We start from the raw sequence: 19,865 nt of genomic DNA on the forward strand, positions 1-19,865 counted from the left end.
GGCGAAGCCTGCGATCTCTTGATCTTTCGCTCAAGACTCAATGGACCATAAGAAGATCGCAGCTTCGCTTCGCTCGTCAGCTCCTACAGCGTCAGCGGGAGCAAGCACCCTTGCCACGGTATTCATTTTAAAAGGCCTACTCTCCAGGAGCCCCCATGTACCTCACCGAATTCCTCACCGTCGCCCTGATCCACCTGCTGGCCGTGGCCAGCCCGGGGCCGGACTTTGCCGTCGTGGTGCGTGAGAGCGTGACCCATGGCCGCCGCGCCGGAACCTGGACGGCGCTGGGTGTGGGCACGGCGATTTTCCTGCATGTGGGGTATTCGCTGCTGGGCATTGGCCTGATCGTGTCGCAATCGATCGTGCTGTTCAACGCGCTGAAATGGGCTGCCGCCGCCTACCTGCTGTACATCGGCTTCAAGGCGCTGCGAGCTCAACCGGTCAAGCCGACGGCGGACAACCTGCATAAAGAGGTTGGCGAACGTACCGCTCGTGGCGCGTTCACCTCGGGTTTCGTCACCAATGGCCTGAACCCCAAGGCGACGCTGTTTTTCCTGTCGCTGTTCACCGTGGTGATCAATCCTCATACGCCCCTGGCAATCCAGGCCGGCTACGGCGTGTACCTGGCGGTGGCGACGGCGGTGTGGTTCTGCCTGGTGGCCATGCTGTTCAGCCAACAGCGAGTGCGCGCCGGGTTTGCCCGCATGGGCCACTGGTTCGACCGGACCATGGGCGCGGTCCTCATTGCCATTGGCATAAAGCTGGCGTTTACCGAGTCTCACTGATCGGTTTTGATCCTTCCTGTGATCGTCTCCACACCCGCCAGGGGACGGTCAGTGGCGTTGACGAACGTACTCCAGAAAGGCGTCGATGTTGTCACTGCACAGCAGTGGCGACACCGCTTTGACCTCCTCCATCGGCCAGTCCCACCAGGCTGATTCAAGCAAGGCCTGACGTACCGGTTCCTCAAAGCGCCAGCGAATGAACCGGCACGGGTTGCCGCCGACGATGGCGTATGGCGCGACATCGCGCGTCACCACGGCGCCGGCCGCGACCACGGCGCCATGACCAATGGTCACCCCGGACAGAATCATCGCTTCGGCGCAGATCCAGCAGTCGCTGCCAATCACCACGTCGCCCTTGGTTGGGTTGCAGCCCGGAATACCCTGGGCCTGTTCGATCATCAGCGGGAACGGAAAGGTGCTGACCCAGTCGGTGCGATGCCCGCCACCCAGCAGGATTTTCACGCCTTGAGCGATCGAGGTATAAGACCCGACCTTGAGGATCGTGTCGTCGCCGAACTCCATGACTTCGGGAATGCCATACGTGCCCACACCAATCTGGTATTTCGGATAGCGCAAACGGATTTTTTCCGGCGCTCTCTCGAGTTTCTCCAGGCGCTTGAGATGTTTGCGTACTTTGCGCTCTTTGAGCTTTTTCAGAAAATTCAAGGACGAGGCCTCGCTGTCGGGCGTCGCAAGACCAGTCGCTTGAAGCGCTTCAGGCTGGTTGCGTTCAGGTGGCGCCACGGGATGCTGCGCAGCAGCCGCCAGGCTTCTTTGCGGTCTTCGACCACCGCGTACTTCAGCGCTTTGTGAACCAGCACCGTGCGGGCCGCCCCATAGGCGGGGTGGGCTCGATAGGGCTCGATAGCCTGCAGGTCGGCCTTGAGCATCAACCGGTATTTTCTCGACAGGTTATTGGGGTGGCGTCGATAGCGCGTCACACAAACCGGTAGTTCATGAATTTCATAACCCTTGTGGGCGATCCGCAAGGTGATCTGGAAATCCTGGACCCGCAGCAATGGATCATAAAAACCGGCGTCCCGCAGTGCGCTCATACGATACAGCGCTGTTGGCGCGCCGATTACCGCAGCGTTGCGTAGAAGGTCGTCGAAGGTATGCACCTGGATATGGTCGCGCTGTTGCTCCTTGATGGTGTGGCCTTCACTGTCCATGTAGATGATCAAGGCGCCGACACAACCGACTTGCGGATGCTCGTTCAGATACTGGGCGCGGACCCGGACCGAGTGGGGCAACATGATGTCGTCAAGGTCCGGGGTCGAGATGTAATCGCCCTTGGCGTACTTCAACCCGTGGTTGAGCGCCGCGCTGACACCCTGATTTTCCTGGGAGTACAGCTGAAAGTCGTAGGTCTGTTGCAACTGCCGGAGCATGGCGAGGCTGTTGTCGGTGGAGCCGTCATCGACCACGATGACCTCAACGTTCGGATAATCCTGGGCAAAGATGCTGTGGATCGCTTCTTCCAGGTATTTCTCGGCGTTGTAGCAAGGGGCCACGATCGACACGAGCGGCTCACTCTGTGGCGCGATGGCCGGGGAAGAAGTCAGGTCGGTGTTCATGATTCTCTGCAAAAAGCGGGTGGTATCGGGTGAGCCTGTGAGAGCACTTACCCACGGGCTTTTGTAACGACGTTGACACCTATGCTCGCTGCTGGATCCAACTCTGACAAGGTTTAACCCACATAAACCGTGCAAAACCTGCGGTTAGGTGGCTCAAGGCTAGTATTTGCGGGCGGATCAAATCATTCCTTTGGCTGATTTGATCCGCGTAGCCGCGCTCTAAAGTGCTTACCTCCAGCCACGACCGTGCAGTCAGAAAAGGGACTCTTATGTTGCAGACTCGCGTTATTCCTCCAGCCGAAGGCGCTTATCAATACCCGCTGCTGATCAAGCGGCTGCTGATGTCCGGTGCGCGTTACGAGAAAACCCGCGAGATCATTTACCGCGACCAGTTGCGCTACAGCTATCCGACCCTGATCGAACGCGTCGCGCGGTTGGCCAATGTGCTGACCGAGGCCGGGGTCAAGGCCGGTGATACCGTGGCGGTGATGGACTGGGACAGCCATCGTTACCTGGAATGCATGTTTGCGATCCCGATGATCGGCGCGGTGATCCACACCATCAACGTGCGCCTGTCACCGGAACAGATCCTCTACACCATGAACCACGCTGAAGACCGCTTCGTGCTGGTCAACAGCGAGTTCGTCGGTTTGTACCAGGCGATTGCCGGGCACCTGACGACCGTGGAAAAAAACCTCCTGCTGACTGACTTGCCTGAAAAGACCGCCGACCTGCCGAACATGGTGGGCGAATACGAACAGTTGCTCGCCGCCGCCAGCCCCGCCTACGACTTCGAGGATTTCGACGAAAACTCGGTCGCCACCACGTTCTATACCACCGGCACCACCGGCAACCCCAAGGGCGTGTACTTCACTCATCGGCAACTGGTGCTGCACACCATGGGCGTGGCGACCATCATGGGCGCCATCGACAGTGTGCGGTTGCTGGGTACCAACGACGTGTACATGCCGATCACGCCGATGTTTCATGTCCACGCCTGGGGCCTGCCGTACGTGGCGACCATGCTCGGGCTCAAACAGGTCTACCCCGGCCGTTATGACCCCGAGTTCCTGGTGCAGTTGTGGCGCAAGGAGAACGTGACCTTTTCCCACTGCGTGCCGACCATCCTGCAAATGGTCCTCAATGCCAAGGGCGCCCAGGAGACTGATTTTGGAGGCTGGAAAATCGTCATTGGCGGCAGCGCCCTGAACCGTAGCCTGTACGAAGCGGCCAAGGCCAGGGGCATCCAGCTCACCGCCGCCTACGGCATGTCGGAAACCGGCCCGCTGGTGTCTTGCGCCCACCTCAACGACGAATTGATGGCCGGCAGCGAAGACGAACGCATCACCTATCGGATCAAGGCTGGCGTACCAGGGCCGCTCGTGGAAGCGGCGATTGTCGACGCCGAGGGGCGTTTCCTGCCGGCTGACGGCGAGACCCAGGGCGAGCTGGTGCTGCGTGCACCGTGGCTCACCGAGGGTTATTTCAACGAACCGCAGAAGGGTGCCGAGCTCTGGGCCGGCGGCTGGCTGCACACCGGCGACGTTGCCACGCTGGACAGCATGGGCGTGATCGATATTCGTGATCGCATCAAGGACGTGATCAAGACCGGCGGTGAATGGATCTCGTCCCTGGACCTGGAAGACCTCATCAGCCGTCATGTGGCGGTACGCGAAGTAGCAGTGGTGGGTATTCCCGATCCGCAGTGGGGCGAGCGCCCATTTGCCTTGCTGGTCATCCGCGAAGGGCATCAGATCGGGGCTCGCGAGCTCAAGGAACATCTCAAGCCGTTCGTCGAATTGGGGCACCTGAGCAAGTGGGCGATCCCGAGCCAGATCGCCCTTGTTACGGAAATTCCCAAGACCAGCGTCGGCAAGCTCGACAAGAAGCGTATCCGCATCGACATCACCGAATGGCAGAGCAACAACAGCACTTTTCTGTCCACGCTTTAAACGTTTTTGCCGTGCCCAAAAGGGCACGGCAGCCCCACCAAGCAAGCGCTTGCCTTGTCAAACCGAAAATTTCAGCCATCCTTGCCGTGCCGACATCTGTCGGCCTGGCGAAAGGACTGTTCCAGAGTGGTCGCGGGCTGCAAATCACACTTTAGAGGGATCAAGCCGTACTACCTGCTGGCTATAGTCCGTTTAAGGATTTTCAAGAACGGGGCGCACGCACTAAACGGGCGATGCGACTTTGAACGGGGGTGGAACGTTGCCATTCCCAGCCGTTGAAAGTGTTCTTGGACAATACTGACTGCCATAAAAATAAAAGCACATGGAGTAGCGTCGATGACCTCAGCAAACACGTTCTGGCGCCGGGCAAAACTGCCTCTGGCGGTCAGTCTCGCCTCTTCGCTCGCCGGGCCAGCATTCGGCGTCAGTTTCAACATCGGTGAAATCGAGGGCCAGTTCGACTCGTCCCTGTCGGTAGGCGCAAGCTGGTCCACGGCCAAGGCCAACCGGGACCTGATCGGCGTCAACAACGGCGGCAAGGGCCTGTCCCAGACCTCCGACGACGGTCACCTGAACTTCAAGCGCGGGGAAACCTTTTCGAAGATCTTCAAGGGCATCCACGACCTGGAACTGAAGTACGGCGATACCGGCGTGTTTGTGCGCGGCAAGTACTGGTACGACTTCGAACTCAAGGACGAACATCGCCTGTACAAGGACATCAGTGACAGCAACCGCAAGGAAGGCGCCAAGTCTTCCGGCGGGCAGATTCTCGATGCGTTCATCTACCACAACTACGCCATTGCCGATCAGCCCGGTTCGGTTCGCCTGGGCAAACAGGTGGTCAGCTGGGGTGAAAGCACCTTCATCCAGGGCGGGATCAACTCGATCAACCCGGTCGACGTGTCGGCGTTCCGTCGTCCTGGTGCCGAGATCAAGGAAGGCCTGATTCCGGTCAACATGTTCTATGTGTCCCAGAGCCTGACCGACAACCTGTCGGCCGAGGCGTTCTACCAACTGGAGTGGGACCAGACCGTTGTGGATAACTGCGGTACGTTCTTCTCCCAGCCGGACGTGGTTGCCGATGGTTGCAGCGATAACCTGCGGGTATTGAACAAGCGCTCTACGCTGCCGACGGCCGCATTGGGCCCAGCGGAGGCGCTCGGCGTCGACGTCAACGAAGAAGGCGTGCTGGTGCGTCGCGGTCCGGATCGTGATGCCCGCGACAGCGGCCAGTGGGGCGTGTCGTTCAAGTACATGTTCGAGCCGCTGGACACCGAGTTCGGTGCCTACTTCATGAACTACCACAGCCGTGCACCGATTTTCAGTGCCACTGGTGCTCCGCAGTCCATCTTTGACCTGGCAGCCAGCTTGCCGCCTGCGTTCGCTGCGTTGTCGCCTTTGCTGGTGGCGGGTAACTCGAACTACTTCATCGAATACCCTGAAGACATCCGTCTCTACGGTTTGAGTTTCTCCACCACCTTGCCTACCGGTACGGCGTGGAGCGGTGAACTGAGCTATCGCCCGAACGCCCCGGTACAACTGAGCACCACCGACATTCTTTTCGCCGGTGTAACGCCACTTCCAGGGCTTGGCAATGCTTCGGTACTCCCTGGCTCCCCGGGTCAGGACCTGCATGGCTATAACCGCAAGGAGATCACTCAGTTCCAGACCACGTTCACCCACTTCCTGGATCAGGTCATGGGCGCCAGCCGTCTGACCCTGGTGGGCGAAGTCGGCGTGACCTACGTGGGCGGCCTGGAAAGCAAATCCGACGCTCGCTACGGCCGTGACCCGGTGTTCGGCCCAGGCGAACTGCCTAACAATTTCTGTAACGTGCTCAATGGCTCGACCGCGGCAGGTGGCGGCCAGACCAGTGCCGATGTGAACAGCAATTGCAACAACGATGGCTTCACCACCTCCACCTCCTGGGGCTATCGCGCTCGCGCCATCTGGGAATACCCGGACGTGTTCGCCGGCGTGAACCTCAAGCCCAACGTGGCCTGGTCCCACGACGTCAAAGGCTACTCGCCAGGCCCAGGCGGTAACTTCGAAGAAGGCCGCAAAGCTGTCAGCCTCGGCCTGGATGCCGAGTATCAGAACACCTACAACGCGAGCCTGGCCTACACCAACTTCTTTGGTGGCGACTTCAGCACCGTGGACGATCGCGACTTCCTGGCGCTCAGCGTCGGCGTGACCTTCTAAGCACAGTATTTCAGGACGACACACTATGAAAATAACAAAGAGTCTGTTGCAGGTCGGTGTTTTGGGGCTATCCCTGCTGGCCGCCAGCGTCATGGCAGCCGTACCTGCCGCCGACGCCGATAAACTGGGCAAAAGCCTGACGCCGATGGGCGCCGAAATGGCCGGCAATGCCGACGGTTCGATCCCTGCCTGGAAGCCCATGGCCAAGAACTCCGGCAGCGTGGACAGCAAGGGCTTCCTGTCCGACCCGTTTGCCAGTGAAAAACCGCTGTTCACCATCACCGCGCAGAACGTCGATCAGTACAAAGACAAACTTGCACCGGGCCAGTACGCGATGTTCAAGCGCTACCCGGAAAGCTTCAAGATGCCGGTCTACCCATCCCATCGCGGTGCCACGGTGCCGGATGAGGTGTTCGCCTCCATCAAGAAAAACGCGGTGAACACCAAGCTGGTGTCCGGCGGTAACGGTCTGGAGAACTTCGAGACGGCTGTGCCGTTCCCGATTCCCCAGAGCGGAGTGGAAGTGATCTGGAACCACATCACCCGCTATCGCGGCGGCAGTGTGACTCGCCTGGTGACCCAGGCCACGCCGCAGCCCAACGGTTCCTACAGCCTGGTGTACTTCAGGGACCAGTTCGTGTTCCGCGACAAGATGAAGGATTTCGATCCGGCCAACCCTGGCAACATCCTGTTCTACTTCAAGCAGCAAGTGACCGCGCCGGCGCGTCTGGCCGGTGGCGTACTGCTGGTGCACGAAACCCTCGACCAGGTCAAGGAACCGCGCTCTGCGTGGGTCTACAACGCCGGCCAGCGTCGTGTACGTCGTGCGCCGCAGGTCTCCTATGACGGCCCGGGTACCGCCGCCGACGGCCTGCGTACCTCCGACAACCTGGACATGTACAACGGTGCGCCGGATCGCTACGACTGGAAACTGGTGGGCAAGAAAGAACTGTACATTGCCTCCAACAGCTACAAGATCGATTCGCCTCAGCTCAAGTACGCCGACATCATCAAGGCCGGCCATATCAATCAGGACCTGGCTCGCTACGAGCTGCGTCGTGTCTGGCATGTGACCGCGACCCTGAAGGAAGGCCAACGCCATATCTACGCCAAGCGTGACTTCTACATCGACGAAGACACCTGGCAAGCCGCAGTGATCGACCATTACGATGGTCGTGGCCAACTGTGGCGCGTTGCCGAGGCCCATGCCGAGAACTACTACGACAAGCAAGTGCCGTGGTATGCCCTGGAGACCCTCTACGACCTGCAGTCCGGCCGCTATCTGGCGCTGGGCATGAAGAACGAAGAGAAATCGGCCTACGACTTCGGCTTCACCGCCACCACCGCCGAATTCACGCCTAACGCCCTGCGCCAGGAGGGTATCCGCTAAACAGCTTCACCCGAGGCCGCATCCTCAAAAAACGCCCCGACTGGTTCGGGGCGTTTTTTTGCCTGACACAAAACCCCTGTGGCGAGGGGATTTATCCCCGCTGGGCTGCGAAGCAGCCCCAAAAAGCTCGATCATTCCCTTGCTCCTGCGTGGGAATGATCAAAGCGCCACAAGAGCGGTGGCTATCTGAGTTTTTCGAGTCGGTCGGCTTGTAGCCTTTTTGTAGCCATTTGTAGCAGCTCCCTTCAATACCTCTGCGTTTACCGCTAGTCTGCGGACATCGGCAACGCCGCCACCCGCACTCCAACAAGAGCCGGCCATGACTGATCTGTCTTCACTTCCGGGTTCTGCCCGCACTGCCGTCGCGGTTCAGGACGGGCGTTTCTACCGCCCGCCCTTGCCCGATGGTCACGTCGTGCGGCCGCGGTTGTGCGAGCGTTTGAGGGCGGGGTTGGGAGGCCGATTGCTGTTGGTGAGCGCCCCGGCCGGGTTCGGCAAAAGTTCACTGGCGGTGGAGTTCTGCCAGAGTCTGCCGGCTCATTGGCAAAGCCTCTGGCTGGGGCTCAGTGCCCGGGACAACGATCCGGGGCGCTTTCTGGAACGGCTGCTCGAAGGGCTCCAGGCGTTCTTCCCGCAGTTGGGAGGGCGGGCGTTGGGGCTGCTGAAAATGCGCCAGCGCCACCAACCTTTCGCCTTCGAAGAGTGGCTCGACGGCCTGCTGGATGAACTGTCCGCGCATCTGTCGCCGGATACACCCTTGCTGCTGGTGCTCGACGACTACCACTTGGCCCAAAGCCCGGTGCTGGACCGTTGCCTGCAATTTTTCCTTAATCATCTGCCCGAAGGTTTGCTGGTGCTGGTCACCAGTCGACAGCGCCCGGACTGGCATCTGGCGCGCCTGCGTCTGTCGCGCCAACTGCTCGAACTGAACGAGCAGGACCTGCGCCTGACCCATGAAGAAGCCCAGACCCTGCTGCAGCACCACAGCAGCTCGTTACGCGGGGAAGCTTTGGAGAGCCTGATCCAGCGCAGTGAAGGCTGGGTGGCCGGGCTGCGCTTTTGGTTGCTGGCCGCTTCCGAGGCCGGGACTGAGGGCCGCATGCCCCAGGCGCTGCATGGCGGCGAAGGGCTGATCCGCGATTACCTGCTTGAGGAAGTCATCGACTGTTTGCCCGCCGAGGTGCAGGCGTTTCTCTACGACACCGCGTCCCAGGAGCGTTTTTGCAGCGAACTGTGCGATGCCGTACGCGAAGCCCATGACAGCGCCCAAATCCTGGAGTATCTGGCGGCCCACCAGGTGTTTCTGGTGCCGCTGGACGAGCATGGCCACTGGTACCGTTACCACCACCTGTTCTCCGACTTGCTGCGCAGCCGGCCCAGTGCGCCGGCCATGGTGCCGGCCGCGACCCTGCACCTGCGGGCCTGCCGCTGGTTCAACGCCCAGGGCCTGATCGACGAGGCCGTGGAGCAGGCGCTGCGGGCCGGGCACCTGGATGTGGCGGCGAACCTGGTGCAGAACCTCTCGGAGGAGCAATTGCTGGCCGAGCAGAACGTCGGCATGTTGCTGCGCTGGAAAATGGACTTGCCCGACAGCCTGCTTATCAGCACGCCGCGCTTGATCGTGCTGTACAGCTGGGCGCTGGGGCTGGCCTGCCAGTTGGACGCCGCCGAAGAACTGGCCGCCCATCTGAGTCGGTTCTTACCCGCGCCTTCGGCCACGGCGCAAAAATCCATGCTTGCCCAATGGCTGGCCCTGAGCGGAATCATTGCCCGTGGCCGTGGCGATCGCCAGGCGACTGTGCGTTATTGCACCGAAGCCTTGGAGAGCCTGCCGCAAAAGCGTTATGGCCAACGGCTGATGTGCCTGTCCACGCTGTCGAACCTGGCGATTGCCGACGGTGACCTGTGGCGCGCCCGGGCCTTGAACCGCGATTCCCTGGAGCTGGCGCAGCGCGTCGGTAACCCGTTGTTCGAGGCCCTGGCCCATTATGATCGCGCCCGGGTTTTGCAGGCGCGAGGGGAGATCCTGCGGGCGCTCGATGAAGTGCATCAGGGCCTGCAACGTTTGCACGCACTCTCACCCCAACGGCTGTATGCCGTGCGGGCGCGGTTGATTCTGTACGAAGGTTTTTTGCTGACCCTGCGCATGCAGCCCCAGGCCGGATTGGCGCGCTTACAGGCCGGCCTCAACGAAGCGCGGGCGTGCCGCGATATCAGCGTGTTGATCGGCCACTGCGTGATCGCGCGGGTTGAAGGCCATGCTCGCGAATTCGCCCGGGCTTTTGCCGAACTGGCCGAAGCCGAGCGCCTGATGCATATCTGGGACGTTCCGCCGATCTACTACCTGGCGATGATCACCCTGGTCAAATGCGAACTCTGGCTGGCCCAGGGCCGTACGGACCTGGCCGAAGCCTGGCTGGCGCGGCTGGGGCAGACCTACACCGGTGAACGGGCCGCCGCGCCGCCGGAGTTCCACCCGCAACTGCCGCTGCATGTCGAGCTGCAACAGGCGGTGCTGGAGTCCATCCGGGGTCAGCCCATGTTGGCCGAAGGACGGCTCAATGCGTTGCTTGAACACGGCCAGCAAACCGGCCGGCAGATGCTCAGTGTGATGGCGCTTAACCAGAAGGTCGCCTTGCTGCTGAGCGTCGGTCGCGAACCCGAAGCCCGCAGTACCCTGGCCCAAGCCCTCGAAGCCGCCGCTGGCGGTGTGTTGCAGCCGTTCGAATGGTTGCTGGGCGAACATCGGGAGTGGCTGCGCGAGCAATTGTTGCGCGCGCCACCCAGTCCCTTGCGCCAGAACCTGCTCGAGTGCCTGCCGTCGACGGTGGCTGCCGATTCATCGGCCCCCGTCGAAACCCTCAGCAGCCGCGAGCGGGCGGTACTGCAATTGATTGCCCAAGGCTGCTCGAACCAGGAAATCAGCGAGCAGTTGTTCATCTCGCTGCACACGGTCAAGACCCACGCCAGCCATATCAACAGCAAGCTCGGCGTGGAGCGCCGCACCCAGGCCGTTGCGCGAGCCAAGGTGTTGGGGTTGTTGGGCTAGAGGTAAGGTGGCATGACATGAGGTCCCTGTGGCGAGGGGATTTATCCCCGCTGGGCTGCGCAGCAGCCCTAAAACCTGAGATATCGGTGTGTCAGGCAAAAATCATGTCTTAATTTCCAGGGGCTGCTTCGCAGCCCAGCGGGGATAAATCCCCTCACCACAAAAAGCCAGTCAGAGGTCAGTAAAGGAATTGCCTGATGTTACCCCTGTACAAAACCATCCCATCCCCCGTGGGCGAGTTGATCCTCGTCGCCCGGGGCAGCAAGCTGGCGGCCATCCTCTGGGAAAACGAACGTCTCAACCGCGTGCGCCTGGGCCCTTTGGAAGAGGACAGTCAGCACCCGATCCTCAAGCAAACCGAACGCCAGCTCATGGAGTATTTCGCCGGCCAGCGCAGGCACTTCGATCTGGAACTGGACTTTGCCGGCACCGAATTCCAGGTCCGGGTCTGGCAGGCGCTGCTGACGATTCCCTTCGGTGAAACCCGCAGTTACCGCGACATCGCCATCCAGCTCGGCCAACCCACGGCGGTACGGGCGGTAGGTGCCGCCAACGGCCGCAACCCCATTTCCATCATCGCCCCCTGTCACCGCGTCATCGGCACCTCCGGCAGCCTCACCGGCTTTGCGGGCGGCCTTGCGGCCAAACAGTTCCTCCTGAGCCTGGAAGGTCAGCAGACGCTGCAGTTGGTGTTTTGAATGCTTAATTGTGGAGCGCCACTAAACCCTGTGGGAGCGAGCCTGCTCGCGATAGCGGAGTGTCAGCTTGCAAAAATGCTGGCTGTACCAGAGCCATCGCGAGCAGGCTCGCTCCCACAAATTGTGTGCAGTGCCCACTCGGTTCAGGCCGCAGGCTCTTGCGGCGCCCGCATGCGCGTCGGCGGTTTACCGTTGGCGTTGTGCTGGAATATCTGCGTCGGCTGCCCCTGCTCATTGAAGAACACCTGCCCGATCCCCGCCGAGTTCCACAACCGCTCGCCGGCCTCGGCGTGTTCCGGGGTGTGAGGAATGATGCGCATGCTGCGGCGCTTGGTGAACCAGTTCAGGGGCGAGCGGGGAGAGTAGAGCCAACGGTTGAGGCGATCGAACCATTCCAGCAGCGCCGGCGGGAACTCGTTCTTGATGCCGCTGCTGGTGATCTGCCAGATGCGCGGGCCGCCCCTGCGGTGGGGGATCAGCACTTCATAGACGAAGGAATAATGCACATCCCCGGACAGCACCACGTAATTACCCGGTGTGCGCGAGTGCCGGAAAATGTTCAGGATCACCTGCGCCGCGCCGCGATGGGCCATCCAGTTTTCCGCATCCACCAGCAACGGATAGCCGCACCAACTGAATACCCGTTGCACGGTTTCGATCAGCTTCACACCGAAGATCGGCGCTGGTGAAACGATGATCGCCGAGGGGTGATCCAGCAGCTCCTGCTGAAGTTCGCTCAGGGCTTCCCAGTCGAGCAATCCCGAAGGCTGCTTGAGATTGCGCTCGCTGCGCCAGCGACGGGTGCGGGTGTCGAGCACCACCAGGGCCGGGGTGGTCGGCAGCACGTAGTGCCATTGCTGGAAACCCAGCAACGTGTCGATCAGTTTGTCCTGTGGGCCGCTGTCCAGGTAGCGGTCCTGGGCAGTGTCGCTCAGGGCCAGAGTTTGCTGGACCACCTCATCGAACGCGTCGGGGTTGTTGCCCCAGCCCTGGCAGAGCATGTAGGCGATCAGTGCATTGCCGATGATGCGCTTGGAGAACGGGTGGCCGTAGGCCGTTTCTTCCCACTGCGCGGATAAGTTCCAGTCATCGGTGATGTCGTGGTCGTCGAAAATCATCAGGCATGACAGGTGCGCAAACACCCGCGCCACGCCCCCAAGACTCGCCTTGAAGCCATCGATGCGCTGCTGTTCCAGGTCGTAACGCTGGCGCCGCTCGGCGGTCAGTTGCGGTGGTTGCGGATCGATCAGCGTCCACGGCACAGGTGACCACACCAACAGGTACATCGCCATGACTTCAGCGAAGGTCACCAGATGATTGTCGGCGCTGCTGCTGGTGAAAATCGGCTTGCGGGCCCCGCCGAAAAACCGTTCGCGCAGGGTTTCGTTGCTTTCCAGCGCCGGTAAAAGATCGGCGCGGTGGTAGTAACTGGCCGGGTGTTCATAGAGCTTGGCGCTGTCTTCTACCACCGCGCCGTCCAGGCATTCCTCGAACAGCCCCAGCCGTTCGATCAATGCATGAATCGCCCGCAGTGTCGGCCCGGCGACGTCGTCGGCGTAGACCTGATCACCGCTCATCATTAACAGCGCCGGCCGCTGCTGCGGGGCTTGTGCCAACAGCCGGTCGACGCAGAGCAAGCCGTCGTTGGTCGGGTAGTGGGGTTTGCGGCAGGAGCCATGGACCAATTGATCGATACGCGAGTGCAGGACGAAGTTCGGACGCTGCGCCTGGCCATACAGCAGATGGGGCGCCCATTCGGCAATGGGGGCGCCGTCCACCAGCAGGTCGTAGTCAATCGCCACGTCCTGGGGCAGGGCGGTGTCGAGTCGCACATCGATCAGGTGCACAAAAGCCTGCTGCCCCACCGGCACGACGGTGCAACGCGGGGCATCCAGGGTGACATCACCCACACCGTCCACATGTAGCGTCAACCTGAGCGGGCGGGTACCCACCAACCACATCACCAGCCGCGTGGGCTCCAGCCGCCGCAACAGCGGGCCGACCAGGACTGGGGGCAAGGCAGGGGAGATGTCAGGTGGGGACGGCAACATTCGCGGGTAAAGCTCTGGTTCCGATAGAGGCGGGGATCATAACGCAATGCGCCACGTAGCTGGGATTCGCTGAAAAGGCGATGTGCTCCGGCCTTTGTGGAGAGGGAGCAAGCTCCCTCTCCAGGGGGGGCACTGGACTTTGCTGCATCACTGCGCCTGGTTGGACGCTTCTGCGGCTTTGATCAGGTCGGGGCCGATTTCCTTTTCGAACTTGGCCCACACCGGTTTCATCTTGTCGCGCCAGGCGTTGCGCTGCTGGGGCGTGAGGCTGATGATTTCGGTGGTCCCGGCGTCGAGAATGAACTGCTTGTCCTGCTGGTTCAGTCGGTCCGCCTCACTGTTTGCATAGGCGGTGGCCTCGGCCACGATCTTGTCCAGTTCGGTACGGATATCCGGCGGCAGGCCATTCCAGAAGTCGGACGAGGCAATCAGCATGTAGTCGAGGATGCCGTGGTTGGATTCGGTGATGTACTTCTGCACCTGATGCTGTTTCTGGTTGTAGAAATTTGAGTAAGTGTTTTCCGTGCCGTTGACCAACCCGGTGCGCAGGCCTTGGTACACCACAGAGAAAATCATCGGTTGGGGCCGGGCGTCCACCGCCTTGAATTGCTCTTCCAGCACGGCCGAACTCTGCACCCGGAATTTCAAGCCACGGGCGTCCTCGGGTACACGCAGGGGTTTGTTGGCCGACAACTGCTTCATGCCGTTGTGCCAATAGGCCAGACCCGTGATGTTCTTGCTTTCCATGGATTTGAGCAGTTTCTGGCCTTCCGGGCTCTGCTGGAAGCGGTCCACCGCAGCAATGTCGTTGAACAGAAACGGCAAGTCGAACAGCTGCACGGATCGGGTGTACTGATCGAACTTGGCCAGCGAGCGCGCAATGATCTGCACGTCACCCAGCAGCAGCGCTTCCATCTCCTTGTCATCGCCAAACAACGTGGAGTTGGGATACACCTCGACCTGCACCCGGCCCGGCAATCGTTCATCCACCAGTTTCTTGAACATCAACGCGCCCTGGCCCTTGGGCGTTTGCTCGGCGACCACATGGGAAAATTTGATCACGATGGGGTCAGCCGCCATGGCGGTGCCCAACACGCTGAAACTGAGGGAATAAACAAGCGCTTTCCATAGAGGTTTGAGCATTGCAAGGCTTCCCTTTTATTGTCGATGATGGGGCACGGACACTTGGCCCGACACCGCCGTGACGAGGGAACAAACTCCCTCGCCACAGCGCTTTGTGCAGTCGGGCTTAGCTCATCCCCAACCAGTTCGGCAATGCCAGTGAGATCCATGGCACATAGGTAATCAGTATCAGGAACGCGAGCAGGATCATCAGCCATGGCATGGCCGCGCGGATGGTGGCGGGCAGTGACATGCCGGTCACCGCTGAGGTGACGAACAGGTTGAGCCCCACCGGCGGCGTGATCAGGCCGATCTCCAGGTTCACCACCATGATGATGCCCAGGTGGATCGGGTCGATGCCCAGTTGCATGGCGATAGGGAACAGGATCGGCGCCAGGATCAGGATGATCGCCGACGGCTCCATGAACGCACCGGCAACCAGCAGCACGATGTTCACCACCAGCAGGAAGGTCACCGGTGTCAGCCCGGCCTCGATCACCCATGCGGTGATTTGCTGCGGCAGTTGCTCGGTGGTCAGCACATGGGCAAACAGCATGGCGTTGGCGATGATGAACATCAGCATGATGCTCAGCTTGGCCGATTCGAGCAGCACCTTGGGCGTCTCACGGAACGTCAGGTCCTTGTAGACGAACAGTGCGATGAATGCCGAATACACCGCCGCAACGGCAGCCGCTTCAGTGGGGGTGAACATCCCGGAGTAAATTCCGCCGAGGATGATCACCATCAGCAGCAGTCCCCAGAGCGCCTTGCGGGCCGTGGACAGCCATTCACGGAACGTCGCCCGAGGCAGGGCCGGCAGGTTTTTCTTCACGGCAACGATGTAGATCGCCACCATCAACGATAAGCCCAACAGCAGGCCCGGGATCACCCCGGCCATGAATAGCTTGCCCACCGAGGTTTCGGTCGCGGCGGCGTATACCACCATCACGATCGACGGCGGAATCAGGATGCCCAGGGTACCGGCGTTGCAGACGATGCCGGCGCCGAACGACTGTGGATAACCCGAGCGCACCATACCGGCAATGGCAATGGAGCCGACGGCCGCTACCGTCGCAGGACTTGAGCCCGACAACGCTGCAAACAGCATGCACGCCAGCACCGCGGCAATCGCCAGGCCGCCACGGATGTGGCCGACACAAGCGTTGGCAAAGTCGATCAACCGTCGCGCTACGCCGCCGGTGGTCATGAACGCACCGGCCAGCAGGAAGAACGGAATCGCCAGCAGCGTGTAGTGTTCAGAGGTTTCGAACAGCTTGATTGCCAGTGAGCGCACCGAGTCCGGGCTGAAGTAAATGATCGTCAGCGAACCGGCCAGTCCCAACGAAATGGCGATGGGCACGCCGATAAACATCAGCACGAACAGCGCGATGAACAGGAAGGCAATGGTCATGGCTTGTCTTCCTCGTGGTCGGTCAGTTTGATGGCTTCGGCTGCTTCATCGGCCAGGCCCAGGCCGGTTTGACGATTCATCAGGATGCGCACGAGAATTTCCGCGAAACGGATAAACACCAACGCAAAACCCACCGGCACGATCAGGCCGATGTGCCATTGCATGATGCCAAAGTGGCCCAGGTCCTCTGCGCCGATCTGCGCGATCATCAGGGTGTTGATCCATTCAAAACTGGCAACGGCCAGCAGCCCGGCGTAGGTCAGGCAGCACAGGCAAGCGATGACGCCGATAAAGCGTTGTACCGGCTTGCTTGCCAGTTTCACCAGCGCATCCACGCCGATGTGCCCGGCCGTGCGCACGCCGTACGACAAACCAAAAAAGATCAGCCAGCCAAACAGCGCCTTGGTCAGCGAGCTGCTCCAGGTCATGGCCTGGGCCATGCCCATGATGCTGTCGCCAATGGCGAACGCCGGTGTGCTAGCGGCAGGCCAGTTGTCGCCGAGGCTATAGAAAACGGTGTAGAGGTTGTTGAGTACCACATAGACGAAAGTAACCAGCGTCATGGCGGCCAGAAGAAAGGCAATGAAACCTTCCTCGAAGTGTTCCCAGATGCGCCGAAGGGCGTTCATGGATGACATCTCCTGCAGGGGGGACGACAGGCCGGCGCTGCCAGAGCGGCAGCACCGGCCAACCCATTACTGAGCCTTGTTGGAGGCTTCGGCGGCTTTGATCAGATCAGCACCGATGTCACCTTCAAACTTCTTCCACACCGGCTTCATCTTGTCGCGCCACTCGCCGCGCTCTTCAGGCGTGAGGGTGATGATCTCGGTGGTCTTGGCATCGACGATCTTCTGCTTGGCGTCCTGGTTCAGTTGCTCGGCTTCCTTGTTCACCTGAGCCGTGACTTCCTTGATGATCTTGTCCAGTTCAGTACGAACCTCTGGTTCCAGGCCGTTCCAGAACTTGGTGTTGGTGATCAGCATGTAGTCGAGTACACCGTGGTTGGACTCGGTGATGTACTTCTGCACTTCATGCATTTTCTGGCTGTAGATGTTCGAGTACGGGTTTTCCGCACCGTTGACCACGCCAGTCTGCAGGCCTTGGTACACCTCGGCGAAACTCATTTTGCGCGGGTTGGCGTTCACTGCCTTGAACTGCTCTTCCAGCACGGCCGAGGCCTGCACGCGGAACTTCAGACCACGGGCATCCTTGGGTTCACGCAAGGGCTTGTTGGCCGACAATTGCTTCATGCCGTTGTGCCAGTAGGCCAGGCCGGTGATGTTCTTGCTTTCCATGGACTTGAGCAACTTCTGGCCTTCAGGGCTCAACTGGAAGCGGTCCACGGCAGAGATGTCATCGAACAGAAACGGCAGGTCGAACAGTTGCACAGACTTGGTGTAGTGCTCGAACTTGGCCAGCGACGGCGCAATCATCTGCACGTCACCCAGCAGCAGCGCTTCCATTTCCTTGCCATCGCCGAACAGCGAGGAGTTGGGGTACACATCGACTTTCACTTTGCCTGGCAGACGCTCTTCCACGAGCTTCTTGAACAGCAGTGCGCCCTGGCCCTTGGGCGTTTGCTCGGCGACTACGTGGGAGAACTTGATGACGACAGGATCCGCCGCCATGGCCGTGCTCAACGCACTGAGTGCCAGCGTACAGGCGAGCGCTTTCCAGATAGGTTTGAACATTGTGGGGTTTCCTCTTTGTTTTTGTATTTATCGTGCGGGCTCATTCAAAACACAGCGCACGGCGGACAGTTGCAAGTCTAGGCAGAAAAACAGTTTGCCGGGGGATTGTGACGGTCAGTACGGGAAAAATCGCGAGTATGGGCTAACGCCTCAAAAGGGTGCGTTAGAGCCTTCCAGGGCCGGGGCGATAACCTATGGGACCGAAACAGGGCGAAAGGTTTCAGCCTGCAACTGTAACGGGGGTCAGGAAACCATAAAAGAGAAATAATGGCTACTGGCCTGTCGGTCCGCATCAAACGCCAGTGGCGAGGGATTTAACCCCGGTGAGGACGCGATAGGGTCCGTAATGGCCTTGTGATGCTGTTCATGATTGAGCCAAAATCCCCCTGCCAGACTCTACTGGCCCCAGGAAGCCTGGAACGCTGTTCAACCCCACAAGGATTTACGGATGATCGATTTCAACAACAAAGGCTTCTTCAAGCTCAAGCAAAACGACGAGTACGCAGAACGCGTAACAGCCCTGCTGCTGGACGGCGAACAGGTCATCGACGCCTATAAGTCCATGCGCGACGGCGTAGTCTTCACCAACAAACGCATCATCGCGGTGAACGTGCAGGGCATCACCGGCAGCAAAAAAGACTTCACCTCCCTGCCTTATAAAAACATCGTGGCTTACTCGGTGGAAACCTCCGGCACCTTCGATCTGGATTCGGAGCTGGAGATCTACTTTTCATCCCTGGGCAAAGTGAAATTCGAATTCACCGGCAAGACGGGCATCGTCGAAATATCGAGGCTGATCTCCAGGCATCTTTTGGCCTGATGTCAGCGGCCCCAGGATGAATGCGAAGACTCGAGGGGTGAAGTGGCGCCTGTTACGTTGAGCATTCAAATGCAAGGTGACAGCCACATGCCACTTCAATGAGGGGCATGTGGCGAGTCCTTCGGGGGAGTTCATCTGCAGTACATGTCGGTCACTATTTTGCTGTCGGAGCTGTCGGTAACCACAGTGAGACGATCATCGTTCAAGTCCTTGGTCATGACCACTCCGGTGACTCTGACAGTTTCCAGATTCAACTGTTTTTTATACTCCGCTTCGGACAGTGAAGGTTCGCCCACTCCACCCGGTTTCAACTCCTTGGCTTGCGCGACTTTGTCCGCGTTGCAAGGCTCGCCCTGCGCTGCGAAAGCTTGAAAAGTCATGCCGCTCAATAATAGGGAAAGAACCAGCAGGGTCGGTTGGGTGCGGCTGTATTTAGTGCTCATCATGAACTCCTTGCGGGTCATCGAAGATTGGCTTCGCGTACTTGCGAGGCTGGATCAGGTTAGAAGTGAGCCGCAGTGAGGACCACTGTCATATCTGACAGTCGCCAAGACCTGATTGAAGTAAGTGAATACGGATCTTGTATCGGAACGCTATAAACGAAAGCCCACCACACATCCCCTGTGGGAGCGAGCTTGCTCGCGATGACGGCGGCACATTCAGCATCCGTGAAGCTCAGGGCTCCAGCGCCGGGCCCTTCAGCTCGATCTGATTGCCATCCGGATCGAAGCAATAGATCGACCAACCCTTTCCCTCCGCTCCATAGCGCATCTGCGCTTTCTCAACGGTCAAGCCGGCCGAGGCCAAATGAGCGAGGAGGGCTGGTTCATCAAACGGCTCGATACGCAGGCAGAAGTGATCGACGTTGTGCCCTTGCTTGCCAGCTGCCGGCCCACCCTCGCGACCCAGCGGTCCGTCGACAGCAACCAGGTCGATCATCGAGACACCGGTGCTGAGGTGGAGCATCCCCAAGTCGTCCCGGCGCTTCTTGAGCTCGCAGCCGAGCACCGACGTATAGAAAGCGAGACTGCGCTCGAGGTCTTTTACCCGCAGGACGATGTGGTCGATGTGTTGGATTGTGAAGTTCCGCATACAAGCCTCATAGCTTCAGTGATGG

General features: G+C 60.0%; 16 protein-coding genes. 7 read left to right on the plus strand and 9 right to left on the minus strand.

Annotated elements, in window-relative coordinates; all coding sequences use genetic code 11:
• Positions 1-155 precede the first annotated feature (155 nt).
• Positions 156-785 (plus strand): LysE family translocator, encoded by a 630-nt coding sequence (locus AAIS01_RS07070; protein ID WP_343468418.1) that lies wholly within the window; start codon positions 156-158, stop codon positions 783-785.
• Positions 786-833: 48 nt separating this feature from the next.
• On the opposite strand, the gene AAIS01_RS07075 is transcribed toward AAIS01_RS07070, so the two are convergent.
• Together AAIS01_RS07075 and AAIS01_RS07080 are read right to left on the minus strand one after the other, a co-directional pair.
• Entirely contained in the window at positions 834-1,451 is a 618-nt protein-coding gene (locus tag AAIS01_RS07075; RefSeq protein ID WP_343468419.1) for a CatB-related O-acetyltransferase, read from the minus strand.
• A complete protein-coding gene (locus AAIS01_RS07080; RefSeq protein ID WP_343468420.1) occupies positions 1,448-2,362 on the minus strand; it encodes a glycosyltransferase family 2 protein in 915 nt (304 codons plus the stop codon). Before AAIS01_RS07080 ends, AAIS01_RS07075 begins: the two co-directional genes overlap by 4 nt.
• A gap of 269 nt (positions 2,363-2,631) precedes the next feature.
• On the opposite strand from AAIS01_RS07080, the gene AAIS01_RS07085 reads away from it, so the two are divergent.
• The 5 genes from AAIS01_RS07085 (at position 2,632) to AAIS01_RS07105 (ending at position 11,653) form a co-directional block, all read left to right on the plus strand.
• Positions 2,632-4,314: a fatty acid--CoA ligase gene (locus tag AAIS01_RS07085; protein ID WP_343468421.1), complete on the plus strand. Its 1,683-nt coding sequence runs from the start codon at positions 2,632-2,634 to the stop codon at positions 4,312-4,314.
• Between the two features lie 336 nt (positions 4,315-4,650).
• Positions 4,651-6,516: a DUF1302 domain-containing protein gene (locus AAIS01_RS07090; RefSeq protein WP_186657591.1), complete on the plus strand. Its 1,866-nt coding sequence runs from the start codon at positions 4,651-4,653 to the stop codon at positions 6,514-6,516.
• 25 nt (positions 6,517-6,541) lie between these two features.
• A complete protein-coding gene (locus AAIS01_RS07095; protein WP_343468422.1) occupies positions 6,542-7,906 on the plus strand; it encodes a DUF1329 domain-containing protein in 1,365 nt (454 codons plus the stop codon).
• A gap of 319 nt (positions 7,907-8,225) precedes the next feature.
• Positions 8,226-10,955: a winged helix-turn-helix domain-containing protein gene (locus tag AAIS01_RS07100; RefSeq protein WP_343468423.1), complete on the plus strand. Its 2,730-nt coding sequence runs from the start codon at positions 8,226-8,228 to the stop codon at positions 10,953-10,955.
• Positions 10,956-11,152: 197 nt separating this feature from the next.
• Positions 11,153-11,653 carry a methylated-DNA--[protein]-cysteine S-methyltransferase gene (locus AAIS01_RS07105; RefSeq protein ID WP_343468424.1) on the plus strand — a complete coding sequence of 167 codons (501 nt, stop codon included), beginning with the start codon at positions 11,153-11,155 and terminating at the stop codon, positions 11,651-11,653.
• 143 nt (positions 11,654-11,796) lie between these two features.
• Here AAIS01_RS07105 and AAIS01_RS07110 read toward each other — a convergent pair whose 3' ends face one another.
• The 5 genes from AAIS01_RS07110 to dctP form a co-directional block, all read right to left on the minus strand.
• Positions 11,797-13,704, minus strand: a complete 1,908-nt coding sequence (locus AAIS01_RS07110; RefSeq protein ID WP_343468425.1) for an alkaline phosphatase D family protein — start codon at positions 13,702-13,704, stop codon at positions 11,797-11,799.
• 147 nt (positions 13,705-13,851) lie between these two features.
• A complete protein-coding gene (locus AAIS01_RS07115; protein WP_214915822.1) occupies positions 13,852-14,847 on the minus strand; it encodes a TRAP transporter substrate-binding protein in 996 nt (331 codons plus the stop codon).
• A 106-nt stretch (positions 14,848-14,953) separates the two neighbouring features.
• Entirely contained in the window at positions 14,954-16,237 is a 1,284-nt protein-coding gene (dctM, locus tag AAIS01_RS07120) for a C4-dicarboxylate TRAP transporter large permease protein DctM (RefSeq protein ID WP_343468426.1), read from the minus strand.
• Positions 16,234-16,866, minus strand: coding sequence for a TRAP transporter small permease (locus AAIS01_RS07125; protein WP_343468427.1), 633 nt, complete (start codon positions 16,864-16,866; stop codon positions 16,234-16,236). The genes dctM and AAIS01_RS07125 overlap by 4 nt, the downstream gene beginning before the upstream one ends.
• Before the next feature lie 66 nt (positions 16,867-16,932).
• Positions 16,933-17,928 carry a C4-dicarboxylate TRAP substrate-binding protein DctP gene (dctP, locus tag AAIS01_RS07130; protein ID WP_431191911.1) on the minus strand — a complete coding sequence of 332 codons (996 nt, stop codon included), beginning with the start codon at positions 17,926-17,928 and terminating at the stop codon, positions 16,933-16,935.
• A 448-nt stretch (positions 17,929-18,376) separates the two neighbouring features.
• Here dctP and AAIS01_RS07135 point away from each other — a divergent pair, with 448 nt between their 5' ends.
• Positions 18,377-18,748: a PH domain-containing protein gene (locus AAIS01_RS07135; RefSeq protein ID WP_343468428.1), complete on the plus strand. Its 372-nt coding sequence runs from the start codon at positions 18,377-18,379 to the stop codon at positions 18,746-18,748.
• Positions 18,749-18,879: 131 nt separating this feature from the next.
• Here AAIS01_RS07135 and AAIS01_RS07140 read toward each other — a convergent pair whose 3' ends face one another.
• Together AAIS01_RS07140 and AAIS01_RS07145 are read right to left on the minus strand one after the other, a co-directional pair.
• On the minus strand, positions 18,880-19,191 hold the full coding sequence (locus AAIS01_RS07140) for a hypothetical protein (protein WP_343468429.1): 312 nt from the start codon (positions 19,189-19,191) through the stop codon (positions 18,880-18,882).
• A gap of 232 nt (positions 19,192-19,423) precedes the next feature.
• Positions 19,424-19,840, minus strand: coding sequence for a VOC family protein (locus tag AAIS01_RS07145; protein WP_343468430.1), 417 nt, complete (start codon positions 19,838-19,840; stop codon positions 19,424-19,426).
• Positions 19,841-19,865: the final 25 nt, after the last annotated feature.

Origin of the sequence: Pseudomonas halotolerans (assembly GCF_039581215.1) — a bacterium.
Taxonomy (GTDB): Bacteria; Pseudomonadota; Gammaproteobacteria; order Pseudomonadales; family Pseudomonadaceae; genus Aquipseudomonas; species Aquipseudomonas tehranensis.